Here is a 19,874-nt window from a genome sequence, read left to right on the forward strand (position 1 = left end):
GCCCATCCACCGTCGCATGACGTTGCTACGAAACAGGGAACATCCGCGCCTTACGGCTTGTTACCCTTCTGCAAGCACCCACGAACAGTCCAGAACGAACCGTGGAAGATTTCAGGAAAGAGGATCCGATGGTTGAACGCGCGCCCCGAGTACGTGCCTCCGAATTGACCGGCCGAAATTGGCTGAATACCGGAGGTAAAGACCTGAATTGGTCGGATCTGCGCGGCAAGATTGTCGTTCTGGATTTTTGGTCCTTTTGCTGCATCAATTGCCTGCACGTCCTGGACGAGCTGCGGCCCCTGGAAGAGGAGTTCTCGGACATCCTCGTGACGGTAGGCGTCCATTCACCGAAGTTCGAGCACGAAGCGGACCCCGAGGCCCTGGCCGCAGCCGTGGACCGGTACGACATTCAGCATCCGGTACTGGACGACCCTGAGCTGAGCACGTGGCAGGCCTACACGGCCCGTGCATGGCCGACCCTCGTCGTCGTGGACCCGGAAGGCTACATCGTCGCCCACCTCTCGGGTGAGGGACACGTCCAAGGGCTCGTTTCCCTTGTTCACGAGCTGGCCCAGGAACACGAGGCCAAAGGGACTCTGCACCGGGGTAGCGGCCCCTACGTGCCTCGCCCCAAATCGGAAGGGATCCTTTCCTTCCCGGGCAAGATCAATGCCCTTCCTGCCGAATTGCGCGCACAGGAAGCTCAAGGACAGACGTACCTTGTTACGGATACCGGTCGACACCGCGTCGTCGAGCTGGATGCGTCGCTGGAAAAGGTGCTCCGGACGTGGGGAGGCAATGCCAAGGGGTATCAGGACGGTTCGGCCGACGACTCCCGCTTCAACGAGCCGCAGGGCCTGGCGATCGTGCCGGAAGAGTTGCGAGCCCAGGTCGGGTACGACGTCGTCGTCGCGGACTCCGTCAACCACCGCCTTCGTGGTGTTCGGTTGGACACTGGGGAAGTTACCACGGTGGCCGGCAACGGGGTGCAGCGGTTGCTCGACGCGGAGGGTGCGCGCACGGGGGACCCCAACTTCATCGATCCCGAGGCCGACCCCCAATCCGTCTCATTATCTTCGCCGTGGGACCTCGTATGGTCCGATGCCATCGAGTCATTCATCGTTGCAATGGCCGGTACGCACCAAATCTTTTCCTTTGACCCTGTCTCCGGCACGGTCCAGGTTTTGGCGGGGACAGGAGCGGAAGGCCTGCTCGACGGCACCGCTGCGGAGGCATGGTTCGCCCAGTCCTCCGGCCTGGCTCAAGCGGCGGACGGAACCATTTGGGTTGCCGATTCGGAGACCTCGGCACTGAGAAAAATTTCATTCCAGGAAAACGGTCCGGTGGTCACCTCGGCGGTCGGCCAAGGGTTATTTGACTTCGGGTTCCGCGATGGTTCCTCCGAAGAAGCTCGATTGCAGCATTGCCTGGGTGTCGCAGTTCTGCCGGACCAGTCAGTAGCAATCGCGGATACGTACAATGGCGCCGTGCGGCGGTGGGATCCTGCGACGGCCGAACTGACTACCTTGGCCCGTGATCTGGCCGAGCCCTCGGACGTTCTGCTCGAAGACAGAGGGGAAGGTGAAGAGCCCCTTCTCCTCGTGGTCGAGGCGAATGCTCACCAGGTGGTTCGCTTGCCCATCCCCAAGGAAGCTCAGCGGGTTGACGAGGGAGCTTCCCAGACGCAACGGCCGCCGTCTCTTCTGGCGGGAGGAACTCTGGAGATCGTCTCCCGGTTCTCGGCTCCCAGTGGACAGAAACTGGATGACCGCTGGGGCGATCCCACGCAGTTGAAGATCTCGGCCACCCCGCCTGAATTCATCACAGAAGGCTCAGGTGCCCAGCAAGGACTGGCTCGGACGTTGACGTTGAATCCGGAGATCACTGACGCCGTCCTCCACGTTACGGCTCGGGCCGCAGCTTGCGATGGTGAGCCTGGCGGTGAGATCCCGGATCATGCCGCATGTCACCTCTACCAACAGGATTGGGGCATCCCGGTTCGGGTCACGGGCGACGAGAAGGATGAGCGCACCATGACGCTAGACCTGCGGGGGGTCAACTGACAGCAGCCGCCCAGGCGGTTTTTACTTGGTGTTGACGGTGACCTGATCACCGTTGACCTGCAATCCGGCGTTCAGCTGGAATGGAACGGTCTTCTTGACGGTGCTGACTTTTCCCGTGAAGAGGTCGAGCGACTGAAATTCTATTTGGGCTTTTCCCTTAGGGTTTGAAAGTTTCCATTGGCCATTCTTGTCGATCGTTGCCGAAGAGTCCGGATACTCGAGGATGCTCCAGTGCACGTCTCCTTGGACACGCCCCTGGAAGTCGTACTCGAAAGGACAGCCTTTCGGATACAGAGCATCCTGCTGGGCGCACGCGTCGAGTTTCTCGGATACTTGGGACTTGATCGAGTCCTGGGCATGGTGACTCGGTGCCGGCTTCAGAGACAGAACCGGTTTTTGCGATACGTCCTTGGCCGAATCCGAATTGGTCACTGTCGTGGTGGTTTCCGGCGCTTCCAAGAGCGAGGACGAGTATTCGGCTGTGTAGACACCGGGGTAGAAGACCGAGAATTTCTCGTCACTTCCCGGCACACCGACCTTTTGGCGGTTGACCGTTGCCGTCTCGACGCTGGGAGCGGAGACCTCAACCGTGGGAAGGGTCGTCGAGTCGATGGCCCAATCCTCGAGGAATCCGGCGTGGACGCCGGTCCGGTGGACAGGGAAATCGGTGTTCGACGTCGTTCCGTTGAGTTGATAGGTCACGGTGATCACGGCGGAGTCGCCGGAGGTCTGTCGCACGGTGTAGTCGACATGGTCAAGGGTCTTGGTTGCTTCCGAGAGCGGTCGCCCGTCCAGCATGGCAGCATTCGAATCGGGAACTTCTGCGTCCAGCAGAGCCATGGCCTTGCGTCCGTCCCCGTTCTGGATGGCCTGGATATAGTCCCGAACCGGTGCGGTGGGGCCGAATGCATACTGGGCGATCAACGCCATCGTGGCCACTGCGAGAGCTACCGCGACGAGCAATCCGACGCAAAAGGTGGCAAGTGCGCGTGCTACGGGGGATCGGGGAAACATGAGTACCAGCATATCGGCCGTGAAAATTCGACGGATGCGCATCGAATAGGCTTGTAAGCATGGCAGAAAACCTAAGGGATGTTCCCGCCAAGTACGGCACGCTCCAAGAGGGGTTCTACCCGCGCATCAACTCCTACGGTCGCCGAATCCTGTCTGTTCTCCCGACGATCCTTCTCGCGATTGCACTGCTCGCCATTCTGTATTTCAAACGTCCGGCGGCGGCATTTGTGATCGTGGTGCTCGTCATGGAGCTCTTGGCAGCCACAGCCGTCTACTCGATTTTGAAGCCAGCTGTGGCCGTGGTGACGGACACGCATATTCTCAGAGGCCGGTTGATCGGTTGGAAAGCCGTCCCGCGGAACAGTGTGGAACATACCGTGTTCGTGGAGAAACTCAAGCCCAAAGCAGCCTTGAGGGCGAGTGAAGGAACCTGGTCGCGACTGAGGTACCGGGGAATTCCAGGTCTGTGGTTCATCGGCTCCCGGGGAAAGTCACTGATGCGTTTCGATGGGCGTGTATGGGATACCAAAACCCTCCGCAAACTCTCGGGCAAGATCACGCCGCAGACAACCATGTACAGCTCGATCAACGTCACCGAACTCGCCGCCGAACACAAGGGGCTCGTGAGTTGGACCGAATTGCATCCTGCGTTCCGGTCGACGCTGATCGCCATACTGGGGCTCATCTTTCTTGCGCTGATCCTCGTTCTGGGCATATGGCCCGAGCTCCTGGGCGCTCATGAGGGCCTGACTCACGGGGCGGATTAGACTCTTCATATGCGTGAACCGTCATTGTGGGAGATCCAGAAACAAAAGAATCCGGGGCATTCCCGGTGGTACATAGAGCGATTTGAGACCATGCGGGCCAACGGTGCGGACTTGGACGGCGAGGCGCGAACCATCGACGCGATGACGCATCGCAGCTCCGCGATCCTCGACGCAGGGTGTGGTCCGGGGCGAGTGGGTGGGGAATTGGCCCGGCGCGGGCATCAGGTGGTCGGGGTCGATGTGGATCCCGAACTCGTGGAACAAGCGAATCGTGATCATCCTTCGGCGACTTGGCTGACGGGTGACCTCGCGGAACTGGGCTCGGTCCTTCCAGCAGAGTCTTTGGGCACGTTCGACGTGATTGTCTGTGCCGGAAACGTCATGACTTTCCTGGCGCCGTCAACACGTCGTGCAGTCCTTGAAGGATTTCGGACCGTGCTGACTCCCGGGGGACGGGCCGCGATCGGCTTCGGAGGCGGCCGCGGATACGCATTCGAAGACTATTTTTCCGATGCGGAAGCGGCCGGACTCGAGCCCAGTTTGACTCTGGGAACCTGGGATTTGGAGCCCTTCGACCAGGAATCGAATTTCCTGGTGTCGATTCTCCGCAAACCCGTGAATCCGGCCAACGACCAGGGCCAACGAACAAGCCTGCTGAGCTAGGCCCACACATTCGCCGACCGGTCTCGGGCAATACGAAGAATGGGCCGCGGAAGAAAATCCGCGGCCCATTGCCATGTGTTATGGAGCGGCTGACGGGAATCGAACCCGCGTATCAGGCTTGGGAAGCGTGCGCTCTACCATTGAGCTACAGCCGCAAAGTCCATCAAGGACCAGCAGCCATCCTAGCGCATCGTCTGAATCGGTGCGAACCGGTATAAGGAGATTGCCGAGGATGTCTTATTCTTAAAGCGTGCTGATCTCAGACCACGACATTCGCCAGGACATTGAGCGCGGACGCATACAGCTGGATCCTTACGATCCTTCGATGATGCAGCCGGCAAGCATCGACGTTCGCTTGGACAGGTACTTCAGGCTCTTCGACAACCACAAGTATCCATACATCGACCCTCGGGAGGACCAACCCGAGCTGACTCGTTTGATCGAGACCAAACCCGGGGAACCGTTCATCCTGCACCCCGGAGAATTCGTTCTCGGCTCTACCTACGAGCAGGTCACTTTGCCCGACGACATCGCAGCCCGCTTGGAAGGAAAATCCTCGTTGGGGCGTCTCGGGTTGCTGACCCACTCGACCGCTGGATTCATCGACCCCGGCTTTTCGGGGCATGTGACCCTCGAGCTGTCCAACATGGCCACATTGCCGATCCTGTTGTGGCCTGGGTCCAAGGTTGGTCAGCTGTGCTTCTTCCGATTGAGCTCGCCGACGGACCACCCGTACGGTTCCGGGGCCTATGGGAATCGCTACCAAGGCCAACGGGGGCCGACAGCCTCACGGAGCTATCAGAATTTCCACACCACCGACGTATTCGGGAGTTAGAAACAGACAATGACCGAGACCCTTGTGTTTACCATGAGGGCTATGGGGGCGGTCGTCGACGTTTTCGCTCAATCCGATGTGTCCAGTCGATTCATCGAATCCTTGGTCGCATCCTGGGCGGATTGCAAGCCGCAACGCGCCTCTTCGCCCACGTCCGACCCCATTCCGGGTCATGTGACCATCGCTCTGGTCACGGAGGACCGTCCTTTCCATCAGCTGGCTGAAACGGCTGGGCAGCCTATTTCGGCGGTCGTGGTCAGTGACGCTGATATTGCCACCGCGGCCCAGGAATTCACCTCATCGGTGACTCTCGCTCTGATTCGGCATCACGTCGTGGAGTTACATCTTTTTCATTCCGCGTCGTTGATGAATCCGGAAACCGGCGAAGTCGTCGCACTCGTAGGGCCCTCTGGACGGGGCAAGACTACGGCAGCTCGGGCTCTTGCCCGGAACGGCTGGGTTTATCTGAGCGATGAGACCTGCGCGATCGACCCGAATACCCTACGAGTCTTTCCGTATTCCAAGCCGCTTTCAATCATTCGGCAGCCAGGCGAGCCCAAAGCGCAGATCGCCGCTTCGGAGCTGGGCCTGCGCACCGTGGCGAAAGCGAGGGAACCCGAGCCCAGGCTCGCGCACATCGTCATTCTGCGGCGCGAAAGCGAGCTGTCCGCGGCAAGCAGCAACCTCGAGTTGGGCAGTAGCGGCGAACGAACGGAATCCGGCCAAGGCGTCAGCAATATGCCGTTGCTGAACGGGCTGCAGGCTCTGGCGGAACAGTCCTCCGGACTGGCCCGTACGCCCGATGGTCTCCGAGGCCTTGCGCTTCTGGCCGACCGAGTGGGTGGGATCAGGGCCGTGGATTATCGGGAGGCGGCCGACCTCCCCGCACTGCTGTCCGAGCTCGCCGGTCAGCCTCCTTCCGCCGAGGAGTGGAGATACTTTCCTCCGGCGGAACCGTATTGGGACGTGCCGGATCCGCAACTTCCCGAGACCAGACCAGAGTCCAGCGGGCCGGTCGAAAATTCGGGTACTTTTGCCCGGAACAGTCATGTTTGCGGAATCGGCACTGAGGACGGAGTCCTGCTGATGCACGTGAACCGAACGGTCATTTACACGAGGCTCGGTGCAGATCTCTGGATCGAGGCGGAGCGTGGAAGAACGCGACAAGAACTCGAGAACAAACTGAGCGAGACGTACGGCCCTCCTCCGGAAGGTGTCTTCAACCGGATACTTTCGGACATCGTCAACGATAAGACCGTTATTCGAGTCGACGCGCGATAGCGTACGGCTCCGCACATCGAATCGGAGAAATCAGCATGACCGCACTTGTCTTTCCGGCCCTGATTCTTGCCGTCGTCCTGTGGGTTTCAGGGCTCGCCAAGCTCCGTGACCCTAATGGCGTTGCCGCGGCGTTCAAAGACCTCAAGGTGCCATCGGCCCTGGACCGACCGTGGCTACGATCCGCATTCCCCTGGGGCGAGATCGCTCTCGGTGTTCTTCTTCTCGTGACGCCTGGCTGGTTGGCCCCGGTCGTGGCCTTGATTGCCTTCGCTCTGTTCGCAGCGTATTGGGCCTTGATATATCAGGCCCTGGGCTTCGATCAGCCCGTCGCGTGCAATTGTTTCGGAAAGGCCAATTCGGATCCTGTGACCCACTGGACGCTGTGGCGCAATACAGGGCTTGTTCTTCTTTCTGCTTTCTGGCTCGTCGCGTCATTCTTCACATCATCGCCCGGGCTGTTTGCCCAAGCCTCGGGCAACGATCTCCTGTGGATCGTGGGACTTGCTTGTGGTGCGGGGATCCTCTTTCTCGCGATCTCCCCGGCATCCCGCCGCGCCGCGGAAGCCAAACGAGCCTCCGCCCGGCAGCACCATCCGGTTGAGGGCCCGGACGCCGCAGTGTCGCCCACCCAACCGGTTTCCGCTGAGGACGACGACGCCGAGGAATACGTGCGGCATCCGATTCCCGGGGTCGTCGTCAAGAACTCCGAGGGGGAACTCGTCGCACTCACGCGTTTGGCCTCGGCTCAAGCGCGCCTGCTCCTTTACATCTCGCCCGGTTGCGGTTCATGTGCGGAGATCATCGCCTCCGCACCGGAATGGGCCAAGGCCCTGGGCCCATCGGTTGGGGTCCACCTGGTCACCGGGTCGCGCAAGGAGATCCTGGAGACGGTCGCCGACGCCTCGCTCTGGGACTCGGCCCTATACGACGTCGGCGACTTCATGGGGGGCTTGTTGGGCTTGACGGGAACCCCGAGCGCCGTCCTCCTGGGGGCCGACGGCCTGCTCGCCGGTGGCCCGGTCAATGGTGCACCGGACATCACCATTTTTGTCCAGGACATCCAGGATGAGCTGGAAGCCGCGCGGCAAGAACCAAGCCCCCGGCAAGAACCAGCATGATCCCTAGGATCCCCCAAACCTGGGCCCCGAGGAGGCCGACGAACAGTGCGAAAAGCGCGGGGGCGAGGAAACTCATGGCCCGGCCTGTCGTGGAGTACAAGCCGAAGTATTCCCCTTCGTCGCCGGGTTTCGTGAGACGGGAGAGGTAAGTACGGGAGGCAGACTGCGCTGGCCCGACGAAAGCACAGAGCGCCAGACCGCAGACCCAGAACAAGCCGGGGGCCTGGAAGAACAGAAGGGGAGCCGCCGCGATGAGCAAACCAATGAGCGACGCCAGGATCACGCGTTTCGGTCCGAGGGAATCGTCGAGACGGCCACCCAGTACTGCGCCGAGACCAGCAACGATGTTGCCAGCGATGGCGAAGACGATCACTTGACTCGTCGAGAAGCCAAAGGTCCCCGCGGCAAGTACACCCCCGTAAGTGAACACCCCGGCCAGGCCATCCCGGAAGACGGCCGAGGCGATGAGGAATTTGAGGGTTACGGGTTCTTCTCGGTACATACGGCGCAGAGTGCGCCCGAGGCGGCGGTATGAAACGACCCAAGAATCTCGGACTCCGGTGAAATTCTCGCCCGTGGCCGAGCCGAATCCGCTTTCGGGGGCCGTGACTCCAGGGAAACGAATCAGGATCGGCAGGGACAGAGCGGCGAGCCAGATCGCGGAGAAAAGGGCCACGGCTCGCAAATTCAATGAATCTTCATGAGGAAGACCCGGAAAGCCCGGTGATACGAATCCGAAGAGAACGATCACCAAGGCGATGATTCCGCCGAAGTATCCGAAGGACCATCCTGTTCCGGAGACTCGACCGACGGTTTCCGGCGTCGATACCGAGGGAAGAAGGGCGTTGTAGTGCACGGTGGCGATTTCGCTGAAGACATTGGCCAGCGCGATCAGCCCTACTCCCAACCAGAGATAGGACGGATCGGGGCGAACGAAGAAGCACGCAGCGACGCATAAAGCGACACCTGCCGTGGTCACGGCGAGGGACCGCCGACGTGATCCGTTGCGATCGGCTCTCTGTCCTGTGACAGGGGCTGTCAGCGCGATGACCAGACCCGCGATCGCAAGGCCTGCGGAGAGAACCTGCGTCGTGTGCGTTTTCGTGCCGAAGAGCTCGCTCGTCAGATAGACGTTGAAGACGAAGGTCGTCATGACGGCGTGAAAGCTCGAGGCCCCCGCGTCCCAGAGTGCCCAGGGGAGCACGGGCTTTCGTTTCCTGGTCTGGGCAGGGACCTCCGCGGAGGTGTCATAGCTCATAGTGCTCAGGGTACAAGCGAGTCGGAGGTTCGCGCGCCTCCACGAACTCCTAAAGTCTCGGATCGTGGAGAGGAATGCTCAGGTGCTCGCACATTTGCATTGCATAACGTAATAGTCAGCTCTCAGCTTGCCCGGCAAACGACACATAACTGCGCTGGTATTCTTAGTGGGGACCAGACCCCGAGGCCCTAAGAGGAGGATCCTGCGTGAGCTTCGTGATCCTGGTCCATGGCCTAGCGGCCCTCATCTCCCCGGCATGTTTCCGACGATGGGGCCGCACCAGTTTTTATGGCCTTGCGGTTGTCCCCGCAGTCTCCTTCATATGGCTCTGCACGACCGCCCCTGGTGTTTTCGGCGGGCACGACGTCACTGAGAGCTTTCCATGGATCCCGCAATTGGGGATCAGTCTTACTTTCCGGTTGGATCCATTGTCCTGGATTCTTTCCGCGATGATTCTCGGTATCGGTGCGCCGATCCTTTTCTACTGCGCGTCGTACTTCAAACACACCAACCAATATTCCGGGGCTTTCGGAGCCCAGCTGGTGTTATTCGCCGGCGTCATGTTCGGCCTGGTCACGGCGGACGACATGATCGTGATGTTCGTGTTCTGGGAAGTCACGAGCATCCTGTCGTATCTGTTGATCGGATTCGCTCACGTGCGGTTCTTCGCTCGCCGGGCGGCCCTCCAAGCCTTGATCGTCACAACGGCCGGTGGTCTGGCGATGTTCATCGGCGTCATCATGTTGGGCATCGCCAGCGATTCCTACCTCCTGTCCGACGTCGTCGCACGAGCTCCTCAGACCATCAACGCCCCGGGTGGCGGGGTCGCGGTTGGCGCAGCCCTCGTTTTGATCCTGGTCGGAGCGCTGTCGAAGTCGGCTTTGTTCCCCCTGCATTTCTGGCTGCCGGGTGCCATGGCCGCCCCAACGCCGGTCTCGGCTTTCCTCCACGCGGCCGCCATGGTCAAGGCCGGTATCTACCTCGTTGCCAGACTTGCGCCCGGGTTCGCCGATGTCGCTCCCTGGACCGGTCTGGTGGTTGTGGTCGGCCTGTTCACCATGCTGTTCGGCGGTTACCAAGCGCTGAAGCAATTCGATCTCAAACTGATCCTCGCGTACGGGACCGTGAGCCAGCTTGGCTTCATCATGACGGTCGTCGCCATCGGGAGTCCGGGCGCGATATATACCGGTTTGGCTATGATGGTCGCGCACTCGCTCTTCAAATCGGTTTTGTTCCTGGCCACGGGAATTATCGACCACCAGGCCGGTACCCGTGAGATCACCCGCCTTTCCGGTATCTGGAGGAAGGCTCCAGGGCTGTTCGTCATGGCCATCCTGTCCGCAGCGTCCATGGCGGGTCTGCCCCCACTGGCCGGCTTCGTGACGAAGGAAGGCATCCTCGAATTGGGCGTCGAGGGACTGAGCCACGGTCTGGGGACGCTGAATACCACGGAATCCGCGGTGGTCCTGGTCTGCATAGCGCTCGGCTCAGTGCTGACGCTGGCGTACAGTGCTCGGTTCATTTGGGGTGCATTCGCAACCAAAAAGGCCGGAGACGCCCATCCGGATCTGATCCAGGGAGGCTCGGTTCACGCGACCGACTTCCATGTGATCCCCTTCAACTTCGCACTGGCCCCCGGACTCATCACGGTTCTGACGGTCGCCTTCGGTCTCTTTCCGGAACCTCTGCACGCGATGGTCTACGACTACGCGAGATCGGGCGGCCATCTGGAACAGCACTTGGCGCTGTGGCACGGAATCACCCCGGCGCTCGGACTCTCCCTCGTCATTATTGCGTTGGGTTTTGGGCTCTTCGCCCTTCGCGTGCCCATCCAACGATTCCAACTCGCTTTGCCGAGCCTCCCGACCGCGGACACCGTGTACCGCGCTGTCATTGGGGCAATCGACTACCTGGCCGTCCGAATTACGGGGTACACGCAGCGGGGTTCTTTGAGCTTCTATCTTGCGGTCATCCTCGTGACGGCGGTCGTCGTGCCGACTATCGGTCTTTTCATCGTCGAGACTCCGCCGCTGAATTCCTTCGTTTGGTCGGACTCACCCGCGCAGTGGGCCATTGCGACTGTCATGGTGGGTGCATCGTTGGTCGCGGTTCGGGCCAACAAACGGTTCCTGGCCATCCTCATGGTCTCGGTCACCGGCTACGGCCTTGCCCTGATTTTCGCGCTTCGTGGAGCGCCTGACCTGGCGTTGACCCAGCTCCTGGTCGAAACCATTTCGCTGATCGCCTTTGTCCTGGCCTTGCGGATGCTGCCATCCGGTATGGGCCAGAGAAAGACGACCAGGAAGCCCATCCGCATCGCGATTGCGGCAGGTTTCGGCCTGTTCATGATGGCCTTGGCGGCTTTCTCGATTTCTTCGCGCACCGAGGCGCCGATTTCAGTGGATATGCCGCAACTGGCTTACGAAATCGGGCACGGCAAGAACGTCGTGAACGTGACGCTCGTCGACATGCGTGCTTGGGATACTTACGGAGAGATTTCGGTCCTCGCCCTTGCGGCCACGGGCGTGGCCAGTTTGATATTCATCGCCGGCCGCCAGGACGGCGGCGGCAACAATCCTGACCTCGACACGGGACGCATCAAAGCTGTGACCAAGCGGTACGCGGGGCGAACCGGGCTGAGCCCCGGGGTCCGTGTCGCCGGGCGCTTCATGAATGTGAAACGAGATCCCTTCCTCGTCGCGGGCCGGACCCTCGCGCCAGAAAACCGTTCGTTGATGCTCGAAGTCATCACCCGGTTGTTGTTCCACACGATCATGCTCACGTCCGTCTACCTGTTGCTTGCCGGTCACAATCTGCCCGGTGGGGGCTTCTCGGGCGGCCTGCTTGCCGGACTCGCACTGGGCCTTCGGTACCTCGCCGGCGGGCGCTATGAACTCGAAGAAGCGACGCCTCTCAACGCCGGTGTTCTGCTGGGCTCGGGAATGATCATCGCGGCCCTCTACGCGCTTCTTCCCCTGGCATGGGGCGGGACAGTTTTCACCTCGTACAACGTCAACCTCGACCTGTGGCTCTTCGGGGAGGTCCACTTCGTGACCTCCACGATCTTCGACGTCGGAGTGTACCTCGTCGTGATCGGTCTGGTGCTGGACGTGCTCCGGAGCCTCGGAGGCAGAATCGACTCCGTCCTCGAGGAAGAGCGCGAGAAAGAACGGGAAAAAGCCAGGATCACTGGCCGGAAGCGTCGCCGCATCAAGGTCCGGCGCTCGGGTGGACCGCAGACCTCCGTCATTCCTTCGGGACCGGTCACCGCCACAAGCGAAGAGGAGCCGGTGCACGAGTCTTCCTCACGAGGCAAGGCTCAAACGGCGTCCGAATCGTCGACTAATTCAGGGGAGGGAGCGCAATGATCGATGCTGCACTGCTCTTGGTCATGGGCGTCCTCTACGCGGTGGGCGTTTACCTGATCCTCGAGAAATCGTTGACCAAGGTCCTCTTGGGTTTGATGCTCATTACCAACGCAACCAATATCCTGATCCTGCACACCGGTGGGTTGTCTGGGCTGCCAGCTTTCTTCGACCCGGCGGTCGACGGAGACGAATACTTCGATCCGTTGCCTCAGGCTTTGGTCCTGACAGCCATCGTGATTTCATTCTCGGTCACCGCGCTGATGCTTGGCATGATCTACCGCAGCTGGGTTCTCTCCCGCCGGGACGACATCCAGGACGACGCCGAGGACCGTCGCGTCGCCGCCCAGCCTGATTACGATCCGGAAGACGACGACGCCGCTCCCATCGAACCGTCTGAGTTCGAGGGCTCCGAGGAACAACGAGAGGAAGCCTATCGCCAGCGCAAACATGCCGAGCGAACCAAACGAGAGGGTGCCCGTTCGTCCTCGGACGACGAGTCGCCCGGCTTTGCCGGGGAGCATCACCCTCACCTCGGGCGTGGCGACCGTGACCAAGGGGAGTGGCACGCGTGAACGCTGTTGACTTTGCCCCCGCCGCCGTTGTCTTTCCGCTCATGGCGGCCGGGGCCAACTTCACGCTGTACCGACACCCCAATGCGCAGCGTCTCTTGTCGATCATCGCAATGCTCGCGACGTTGAGCCTCGAATCGGTCTTGTTGGTTTCCACATGGGGAACGAGCCCACAATCCGTGACTCTGGGAGCCTGGGCCGCTCCATTCGGCATCGTGATGGTCGTGGACCAACTGTCCTCGCTGATGCTCGTGGTTTCCACGTTGGTTTCGTTCGCAGTGATGATTTACGCGACCGGTCAGGGCCTGGCGGACGGAGATTCCGACGCCCCGATCTCGGTTTTCTACCCGACCTACCTGGTCTTGCTGGCGGGCGTGTCGAATGCCTTCCTCGCAGGCGATCTTTTCAATCTGTACGTCGGGTTCGAAATCCTCCTGACCGCGAGTTACGTGCTGCTGACAATGTCCGGTTCGGCCCCCAGAATCAGGGCCGGCATCACGTACACGGTCGTTTCCGTGATCTCGTCGATGTTGTTCCTGATATCGATCGGAATGATCTACGCCGCACTCGGGACCGTGAACATGGCCGATATCGCGGCCAAGGCGCCTGACTTACCGGTCGGGACGCAGCTTCAACTTCACCTCATGCTCCTGGTTGCTTTCGGGATCAAGGCAGCGGTCTTCCCACTGTCCCTGTGGCTTCCGGACTCGTATCCGACCGCGCCCGCTCCGGTGACCGCGGTGTTCGCCGGGTTGCTGACCAAAGTTGGCGTCTACGCGATCATTCGCACCGAGACCCTGCTGTTCCCGGGAAGCCGGGTGGACAATTTGCTGGCCTTGGTCGCGGCGGCCACTCTCATCGTCGGAATCCTCGGTGCCCTGACGCAGAGTGACATCAAGAGAACTCTTTCCTTCATCCTGATCAGCCACATCGGCTACATGATTTGGGGCATCTCCTTGGCCACACCGGAAGGCATGATGGCCGTGGTCTTCTACATCGCGCACCACATTGTGATCCAAACCAGTCTTTTCATGGTGGTCGGCTTGATCGAACGTCGTGGTGGTTCCGCGAATACCGACCGTTTGGCCGGGTTGGCCAAGATTGCCCCGGTTCTAGGTATTCTGTATTTCATCCCGGCCATGAATCTCGGTGGTATTCCGCCGTTCTCGGGATTCCTCGGCAAGGTCGGACTGATTGACGCGAGCGTACATGCCGGTACATGGCAGGGCTATGCCTTGGCAGGAGTCGGCGTCTTCGTATCGCTGCTGACCTTGCTGACGTTGGCCCGAATCTGGAATCGCGTGTTCTGGCGGAAACCCGAGGACGCGGAGTTCCCGGATCCCATTCTGCTCGCCAAGGACCAGGACGGTAACTACGGGGTGAGGACCTCTGGTGAGCTCGACGTCGAGTCCCGTCGCTACCGCGGCAAGGACGTGACATTGCTGCCCCGTCCGATGATGGCCTCGACCATTGGCCTCGTGGCGGTCGGCGTCGCGATCACCGTTTTGGCCGGGCCGCTCTTCGACCTTTCTCATCAAGCCGCGGGAAACCTGAGCGACCCGCAGGTCTACATCGATGCGGTCTTGGGGCAGGACCACGGAACCTCTGCGGAAGGGGGCCACTGAGATGAGTCCATCCGCTCACCGCGCGCCTCGCGTGCGTCCCAAGAACACACTGCGTACCGAGTTGCCCCTGATCTTCTGGTTGGTTTTGGTCTGGGGTGCTCTGTGGCAGGACTTCTCGATAGGAAACCTGGCTTTCGGGCTGATCATGGCTCTGGTGATCGTCCGGGTCTTTTACCTCCCTCCGGTCCAGCTATCGGGAAGATTCAACGTTTTCTGGGGCGCGGTCCTGGGCACAAAATTCGTGTGGTGGATCGCCAAGGCGAGTTTCGAGATCCTGTGGTTCACGGTGAGACCACGCGGCGCGCCGAAATCGGCGGTGGTATCCGTCCGGTTGCGTATCAACAGTGATCTTCTCATTACCGTCGTCGGACATATCGTTTCCCTCATTCCGGGGTCCCTGGTGGTTGAGGTCGATCGCCGGAGTGCCACGATCTACTTCCACGTGATCGATATCAACACGGAAGACGAAGTGCGCGCGTTCCAAGAGAGCGTGAGATCCATCGAGAACTTGGTCATCCGGGTGATGGGCACCAAGGAAAGTCACGAGGCCCTGAAATCCGGAAGCCTTGAGGAGGTGTCGCAATGACCGTCGTCATTGTCATCTGCGGCGTCATTCTGGTGCTCGCTGCGATCGGGACCATAGTTCGCCTGGCCAAGGGGCCTTCACTGTTGGATCGCGTGATCGCCTCCGACGTGCTGCTGGCTATCGTCGGTGCGGGGCTCTCAGTGGACATGGTCTACCGGGACAGTTACGAGAACATCACCATGCTCGTCGTGATATCCCTGGTCGGTTTCTTGGGGTCCGTGACTGTTGCTCGCTTCGCAAACAACAAACGCGAACGCAAGGATGAACGCGAATCTCGGGCAGGTTCGGCAGAGAGCACTTCGCCCGCGAAGCCTGCTGGTTCTCGCAAGCCTTCCAAACTTTCCCCCAGCACAACCAAGAAACAGCGAGGTGATCGTTAGATGGACCTCGTATTCGACATCCTGACCGGGATCTGCCTGATCCTCGGTTGCCTCATGTCTCTCGGGGCCGCGCTCGGCATCGTCCGTTTTCCGGACGTTCTTTCAAGACTTCACCCAGGGGCCAAACCGCAGGTTTTCGGTTTGTTCTTGCTTTTGGCCGGGATCGGATTCGCGGCGCGTTCATGGGCTCTGGTTCCAGCGCTCGTATTGGCGTGGACCCTCCAAATCCTGGCGGTACCCGTCTCCTCGCACATGGTAGGACGTTCCGGGTTCCGCAATCGTCACTTCACGGCATCGGCTCTCACGGTCAACGAGCTTGCCGACCTCGTGGAGCAGATGAACCGTGAAGAGGAAGAAGAAGAGGCTCCTGCTGAAGCAACCGACGAGCCGCGCGACGTCGACGCCGACGCCGCCGGTCTCGGGAACGATGCGCAGGCCAAACCCGAAAGTGACCTGGAGGCAGAGCGGGACTGAGCGACGTGAGAACAATGGCGGGCGCGTGAAGGATTCACGCGCCCGCCATTGTTCGTATCGAGGGGAGGGCTATCAGACCTCGGCCTGGCCGCCGGTCTCGACTTCTTCCTTGTGCTCCATCTTGTTGGCCAGCCGCGTGACGCTCAATTTGATGAGGGTCGCGACGACACCGCTGATCGCGGTCCAAATGACGATGTCGCGGATGCTTTCCTCGGCGTCCGGATTGCTCGACGGCGGTTCATTGCCGGTAACCTTCTTCCAGCCCAGCGTCATGACCTTATTGGCCGCGAATACTCCGGCCAAGGACGCAACCGTGGAACCGATCTTGATAACGGGATTGCTCATCCATCTCTCCTCTTCATTCGCACCGGCGGTGCGGCCGGTCACGTTCAGCTCTCTCTAGCCTAATCGTACGAGTTTGCCTTTGTCCCAATCTGCTGGGCGATTCACCGGAAGTGAAATGAGTCAGATAGACTGGGGGACGTTCAAGAACGACAGGGGAGCCTCGGATGAGGCTGAGAGTGCGAAAGCAGACCCTCGACCTGATGCGGTTAGCACCGACGTAGGGAGTCGAGATCTCGGGCGTATCCAAGAACAGTACGGGTACGGCCTCCCCTCCTGAAAATTGCAGGAGGAAGACCCATGAACACCACATCCCATCACGAGTCCGGTCAAACGGTCCAGTCGTTGAGCGAGACCGGGAGCGGAAAACATCCGAAGCGCCGGAAAGTTTCGTGGCGCGTGATCGACATCGTGATCGCCTCGGTTCTTGCCGTTGTCTGCGGCGTGATCTTCTGGATCTGGTCTAATGCCGTTTCGCCGGCAACGCAGACCGCGACGGTTGGTTTCCCACCGTTGTCGGGCCTGATCGGTGGAGGCTGGCTCATCGCGGGAGTCGTCGGCGGCTTAGTAATTCGGAAACCCGGTGCCGCGATCTACTGTGAGATTCTCGCGGCCGTTATCGAAGCCCTACTGGGCACCCATTACAGCGCCGGCGTTTTGCTGTCAGGGTTGATTCAGGGCATCGGTGCCGAGATCGTCTTCGCTCTATTCCTGTACCGCAGGTTCGGGCTTGCAGTGGCCATGTTTTCCGGCTGCGTCTCCGGCGTATTCATGGGCGTCAGCGAGGTCATGATGTATTACGGCTTCTGGGAAGCAAAGTATCAGGTCGTCTACATCGTGTGCGGCACGATTTCCGGCGTCGTCATCGCGGGACTTCTGGGTTGGGCCTTGATGAGGGCATTGATCTCGACGGGCGTTCTCGGTTCCGTTGCCGCAGGTCGTGATGCTCGGCGCAGCAGGGTTCGCCCGTGACGGTTCACGGGGCCCGGGTCCTGGCCCAGAACTTCGGTTGGCACCACGCTGGTCGAGAGGCACCCGCTTTCCACGGTGTAAATCTGGATATTCGGGCCGGTGAAAGGGTTTTGCTACTAGGCCCTTCAGGGGCAGGAAAATCGACATTGCTCCACGCGTTGGCGGGTGTGCTCGTGGACGATGACGGCGACGCCGTTCTGGGGCGGGCAACGATCAATGGCCTCGGGCCCGAACAATCGAGGGGCGCGGTCGGTCTGATGCAACAAGACCCAGAATCGTCGATCGTCCTGTCACGCGTAGGAGACGACCTCGCATTCGGCCCGGAGAATCTGGGAGCCGACCCCGCGGTTATCGTTCCGCGGTGCGAACGAGCTCTGCGTTCGGTCGGTTTGGATCTCTCGTGGGAGCGTCCCACGTCGGCGCTGTCCGGCGGCCAAAAACAACGGCTTGGATTGGCAGGGGTTCTGGCCATGGAACCCCAGCTGATCTTGTTGGACGAACCGACGGCCAACCTCGACCCAGATGGCGTCATCGAAGTTCGCGACGCCGTGTTGAACGCTGCGGAGGAATACGGTTCGACCCTGGTCGTAGTCGAGCACCGAGTCTCGGTCTGGTCCGAATTCGTCGATCGAGTGATCGTGCTCAGTCCGCACGGGGGAATCAGCCACGACGGACCTCCACGGCAGGTTCTGGATGAGGCGAGAAAGGAATTGCTCCAAGCAGGAGTATGGGTCCCGGATTACGTTCCCCGGCTTCCGAGCAAGGGGTCGGGGGCGGTTCAGGGACGGGGGAACGGCGAAGCGCTTCTCGAGGCGCACGACCTCGCGGTGTCTCGTCAAGCACCCGCGCGCAAGTGGCTCAGGCAAAGACGCCGCGCGACCGCTCGCTCGGCGGAAGGACCCGTCCCGGCACACCGGGAAGTGACCGTCGCGGCTTCGGATATTTGCGTCCGTATACGTCGAGGGGAGCATCTGGCGGTCACGGGACCAAATGGTTGCGGCAAATCCACCTTGGCTCTGACCCTGGCCGGCCTGCTCGCACCGGCCGCGGGTTATGTTGCGGCGTCCGATGCACTCCGATACGCAGGGGCGAGGCGAGAGCTTGACCGATCCGGCGGCCCCTCGTGGGATCCCCTGCTGTGGAGCTCGAGCCAGCTGATTGCGCGGATAGGAACTGTGTTTCAGGAACCGGAACACCAATTCGTCAAAGCATCGGTCGCCGAGGAGCTTGCCCTCGGCGCACGATTGGCCCGCGATGCGGCACCGCGCGGCGTCTTCTCCGGAAGCGACGGGGAATACCCCGAGGATCGGGCGGCTGAGCTGCTCGAACGTCTCGGCCTGAGCCACGTTGCGGAAGCGAACCCGTTTACTCTCTCCGGCGGGGAGAAAAGGCGACTCTCAGTCGGTACTGCGCTCGCGGCTCGTCCTCATGTTCTCATCCTGGACGAGCCGACTTTCGGGCAGGATGCGGTCACCTGGGCCAGCCTGGTCGATCTGCTGCGCGAGGTCCTGGACGCGGGTACGGCGGTCGTCTCGGTGACTCACGATCATGCCTTCATCGAAGCTCTCGGAGGCAGCGAGTACAGGTTGAACGGCCTCAACGTTGCCGGGACGCGGCAGCACGCGGTTCGAACAGGAGACCGGGCATGGACCTCTTGAACAATGCCAGCGCCGCCGAGTCGGGGTTGGGGAGAGTCAACGCGGCCGTCAAGATCGTCCTGCTCTTTGTTCTGACCATAGCTTTCTTGGCGAGCGCGGACTGGGTCACGTCGAGCGTCGGCCTGATCGCACTGGTACTCGTCATGGCGGGCTGCCGCATCAATCCCTGGAATATCCTCATTCGGCTATGGCCTGTTTTCACGGCGGCGCTATTCAGCGGGTGGGCAACGGCCCTTCTGTCCGCCAAGACCGGCAGGACCGTGCTCGACTTCGGCCCGCTGTTGCTCACCACCGACTCGGTGGATGCAGGGATCGCGATCGCTTTGCGTGGTGGCGCTCTCGCGATGGTCTCGGTGCTGCTCCTGTTGACCACGGATGCCAGAGAGATCGGCGATTCGCTGGCCCAGACTTTCAGACTGCCGGCGCGCTTCGTGCTCTCGGCCGTGGCGGCATTCCGGCTGGTAGGAATCATGATCACGGAGTGGGAAACTCTCGCTGCCGCGCGACGCGCCCGGGGTATGGGCGCAGACCGCGGCGTCATCGGGAGCATTACTGGGTTCACGGCGCAAGCTTTCGCGCTCATCGTTCAGGCTTTGCGTCGAGCGAGCCGACTGGCCGTGACCATGGAGGCACGCGGTTTCGGTGCTGGACCGAGAACCTGGGTGCATCGCCCGGAGTACTCGTGGCGGGATGCCGTCGCCTTGGTCATTGGACTTGGGATTCCCGCTGCGGCCATCGGTCTTTCGCTGGCCTTGGGCACGTATCGCTTCTTCTACTAGGGCCGTGTCTAGGGTGCGCTCCACCTGGACAGACTAGACCCAGCTCTACCTCCAAATACTGCTCGCTCCACTGTCCGCGGACGCCATCAGCGGAAAAGTAAGAGATGCACCAGCCATCAAGC

Annotated in this window: 17 protein-coding genes, 1 tRNA gene, 1 pseudogene and 1 riboswitch; of the genes and pseudogenes, 15 read left to right on the forward strand and 4 right to left on the reverse strand. The window is 60.9% G+C overall.

The window, feature by feature from the left end:
* Positions 1-128: 128 nt before the first annotated feature.
* A complete protein-coding gene (locus sake_RS02725; RefSeq protein ID WP_178945405.1) occupies positions 129-2,063 on the forward strand; it encodes an NHL domain-containing thioredoxin family protein in 1,935 nt (644 codons plus the stop codon).
* Positions 2,064-2,084: 21 nt separating this feature from the next.
* Here sake_RS02725 and sake_RS02730 read toward each other — a convergent pair whose 3' ends face one another.
* Entirely contained in the window at positions 2,085-3,077 is a 993-nt protein-coding gene (locus sake_RS02730) for a hypothetical protein (protein WP_129358912.1), read from the reverse strand.
* Positions 3,078-3,136: 59 nt separating this feature from the next.
* Here sake_RS02730 and sake_RS02735 point away from each other — a divergent pair, with 59 nt between their 5' ends.
* The gene (locus sake_RS02735; protein WP_178945406.1) at positions 3,137-3,844 is read left to right on the forward strand and encodes a hypothetical protein; all 708 of its coding nucleotides are present in this window, start codon (positions 3,137-3,139) and stop codon (positions 3,842-3,844) included.
* A 9-nt stretch (positions 3,845-3,853) separates the two neighbouring features.
* The gene (locus sake_RS02740) at positions 3,854-4,507 is read left to right on the forward strand and encodes a class I SAM-dependent methyltransferase (RefSeq protein WP_129358916.1); all 654 of its coding nucleotides are present in this window, start codon (positions 3,854-3,856) and stop codon (positions 4,505-4,507) included.
* Positions 4,508-4,588: 81 nt separating this feature from the next.
* On the opposite strand, the gene sake_RS02745 is transcribed toward sake_RS02740, so the two are convergent.
* Positions 4,589-4,662 (reverse strand) — tRNA-Gly (locus sake_RS02745).
* A 95-nt stretch (positions 4,663-4,757) separates the two neighbouring features.
* Here sake_RS02745 and dcd point away from each other — a divergent pair.
* The 3 genes from dcd to sake_RS02760 are packed head-to-tail and all read left to right on the forward strand — an operon-like array spanning position 4,758 to position 7,741.
* On the forward strand, positions 4,758-5,342 hold the full coding sequence (gene dcd / locus sake_RS02750; RefSeq protein ID WP_178945407.1) for a dCTP deaminase: 585 nt from the start codon (positions 4,758-4,760) through the stop codon (positions 5,340-5,342).
* A 9-nt stretch (positions 5,343-5,351) separates the two neighbouring features.
* Complete coding sequence (locus tag sake_RS02755) at positions 5,352-6,623, forward strand: hypothetical protein (protein ID WP_178945408.1); 1,272 nt, start codon at positions 5,352-5,354, stop codon at positions 6,621-6,623.
* Between the two features lie 35 nt (positions 6,624-6,658).
* Complete coding sequence (locus tag sake_RS02760; RefSeq protein WP_129358923.1) at positions 6,659-7,741, forward strand: MauE/DoxX family redox-associated membrane protein; 1,083 nt, start codon at positions 6,659-6,661, stop codon at positions 7,739-7,741.
* On the opposite strand, the gene sake_RS02765 is transcribed toward sake_RS02760, so the two are convergent.
* Entirely contained in the window at positions 7,662-8,999 is a 1,338-nt protein-coding gene (locus sake_RS02765; RefSeq protein ID WP_129358925.1) for an MFS transporter, read from the reverse strand. The genes sake_RS02760 and sake_RS02765 overlap by 80 nt on opposite strands.
* Positions 9,000-9,205: 206 nt before the next feature.
* Between sake_RS02765 and sake_RS02770 the strand changes: the two genes are divergently transcribed.
* The 6 genes and pseudogenes from sake_RS02770 (at position 9,206) to mnhG (ending at position 16,001) form a co-directional block, all read left to right on the forward strand.
* Positions 9,206-12,367: a Na+/H+ antiporter subunit A gene (locus sake_RS02770; protein ID WP_178945409.1), complete on the forward strand. Its 3,162-nt coding sequence runs from the start codon at positions 9,206-9,208 to the stop codon at positions 12,365-12,367.
* On the forward strand, positions 12,364-12,939 hold the full coding sequence (locus sake_RS02775; RefSeq protein WP_129358930.1) for a Na(+)/H(+) antiporter subunit C: 576 nt from the start codon (positions 12,364-12,366) through the stop codon (positions 12,937-12,939). Before sake_RS02770 ends, sake_RS02775 begins: the two co-directional genes overlap by 4 nt.
* Positions 12,936-14,561 (forward strand): Na+/H+ antiporter subunit D, encoded by a 1,626-nt coding sequence (locus tag sake_RS02780; RefSeq protein ID WP_129358932.1) that lies wholly within the window; start codon positions 12,936-12,938, stop codon positions 14,559-14,561. Before sake_RS02775 ends, sake_RS02780 begins: the two co-directional genes overlap by 4 nt.
* A 1-nt stretch (position 14,562) precedes the next feature.
* On the forward strand, positions 14,563-15,147 hold the full coding sequence (locus sake_RS02785) for a Na+/H+ antiporter subunit E (RefSeq protein ID WP_129358934.1): 585 nt from the start codon (positions 14,563-14,565) through the stop codon (positions 15,145-15,147).
* Positions 15,144-15,401, forward strand: a pseudogene (locus tag sake_RS02790) (monovalent cation/H+ antiporter complex subunit F); the annotation flags it as partial. The gene sake_RS02785 and the pseudogene sake_RS02790, both read left to right, overlap by 4 nt.
* Positions 15,402-15,527: 126 nt before the next feature.
* On the forward strand, positions 15,528-16,001 hold the full coding sequence (gene mnhG, locus sake_RS02795) for a monovalent cation/H(+) antiporter subunit G (protein WP_129358938.1): 474 nt from the start codon (positions 15,528-15,530) through the stop codon (positions 15,999-16,001).
* A gap of 72 nt (positions 16,002-16,073) precedes the next feature.
* On the opposite strand, the gene sake_RS02800 is transcribed toward mnhG, so the two are convergent.
* Entirely contained in the window at positions 16,074-16,346 is a 273-nt protein-coding gene (locus sake_RS02800) for a DUF4235 domain-containing protein (RefSeq protein WP_129358940.1), read from the reverse strand.
* A gap of 141 nt (positions 16,347-16,487) precedes the next feature.
* A riboswitch (TPP riboswitch) is annotated at positions 16,488-16,587 on the forward strand.
* Positions 16,588-16,643: 56 nt separating this feature from the next.
* Between sake_RS02800 and sake_RS02805 the strand changes: the two genes are divergently transcribed.
* From sake_RS02805 to sake_RS02815, 3 genes are read left to right on the forward strand one after another with little or no spacing between them, the layout of a single operon-like run.
* Complete coding sequence (locus tag sake_RS02805; RefSeq protein WP_178945411.1) at positions 16,644-17,315, forward strand: ECF transporter S component; 672 nt, start codon at positions 16,644-16,646, stop codon at positions 17,313-17,315.
* Positions 17,312-18,973, forward strand: a complete 1,662-nt coding sequence (locus sake_RS02810) for an ABC transporter ATP-binding protein (protein WP_178945412.1) — start codon at positions 17,312-17,314, stop codon at positions 18,971-18,973. The genes sake_RS02805 and sake_RS02810 overlap by 4 nt, the downstream gene beginning before the upstream one ends.
* Entirely contained in the window at positions 18,961-19,752 is a 792-nt protein-coding gene (locus tag sake_RS02815) for an energy-coupling factor transporter transmembrane protein EcfT (RefSeq protein ID WP_178945413.1), read from the forward strand. Before sake_RS02810 ends, sake_RS02815 begins: the two co-directional genes overlap by 13 nt.
* Positions 19,753-19,874 lie beyond the last annotated feature (122 nt).

Source organism: Kocuria sp. TGY1127_2 (genome assembly GCF_013394385.1).
Taxonomy (GTDB): domain Bacteria; phylum Actinomycetota; class Actinomycetes; order Actinomycetales; family Micrococcaceae; genus Rothia.

Excerpts from the sequence above, each read along its gene's own strand:
- sake_RS02735 (WP_178945406.1), top strand. The coding sequence starts at position 3,137 with ATGGCAGAAAACCTAAGGGATGTTCCCGCCAAGTACGGCACGCTCCAA.
- sake_RS02760 (WP_129358923.1), top strand. The coding sequence starts at position 6,659 with ATGACCGCACTTGTCTTTCCGGCCCTGATTCTTGCCGTCGTCCTGTGG.
- sake_RS02730 (WP_129358912.1), bottom strand. The coding sequence starts at position 3,077 with ATGTTTCCCCGATCCCCCGTAGCACGCGCACTTGCCACCTTTTGCGTC.
- sake_RS02815 (WP_178945413.1), top strand. The coding sequence starts at position 18,961 with ATGGACCTCTTGAACAATGCCAGCGCCGCCGAGTCGGGGTTGGGGAGA.
- sake_RS02725 (WP_178945405.1), top strand. The coding sequence starts at position 129 with ATGGTTGAACGCGCGCCCCGAGTACGTGCCTCCGAATTGACCGGCCGA.
- sake_RS02805 (WP_178945411.1), top strand. The coding sequence starts at position 16,644 with ATGAACACCACATCCCATCACGAGTCCGGTCAAACGGTCCAGTCGTTG.
- sake_RS02775 (WP_129358930.1), top strand. The coding sequence starts at position 12,364 with ATGATCGATGCTGCACTGCTCTTGGTCATGGGCGTCCTCTACGCGGTG.
- sake_RS02765 (WP_129358925.1), bottom strand. The coding sequence starts at position 8,999 with ATGAGCTATGACACCTCCGCGGAGGTCCCTGCCCAGACCAGGAAACGA.
- mnhG (WP_129358938.1), top strand. The coding sequence starts at position 15,528 with ATGGACCTCGTATTCGACATCCTGACCGGGATCTGCCTGATCCTCGGT.
- sake_RS02740 (WP_129358916.1), top strand. The coding sequence starts at position 3,854 with ATGCGTGAACCGTCATTGTGGGAGATCCAGAAACAAAAGAATCCGGGG.
- sake_RS02755 (WP_178945408.1), top strand. The coding sequence starts at position 5,352 with ATGACCGAGACCCTTGTGTTTACCATGAGGGCTATGGGGGCGGTCGTC.
- sake_RS02800 (WP_129358940.1), bottom strand. The coding sequence starts at position 16,346 with ATGAGCAATCCCGTTATCAAGATCGGTTCCACGGTTGCGTCCTTGGCC.
- sake_RS02785 (WP_129358934.1), top strand. The coding sequence starts at position 14,563 with ATGAGTCCATCCGCTCACCGCGCGCCTCGCGTGCGTCCCAAGAACACA.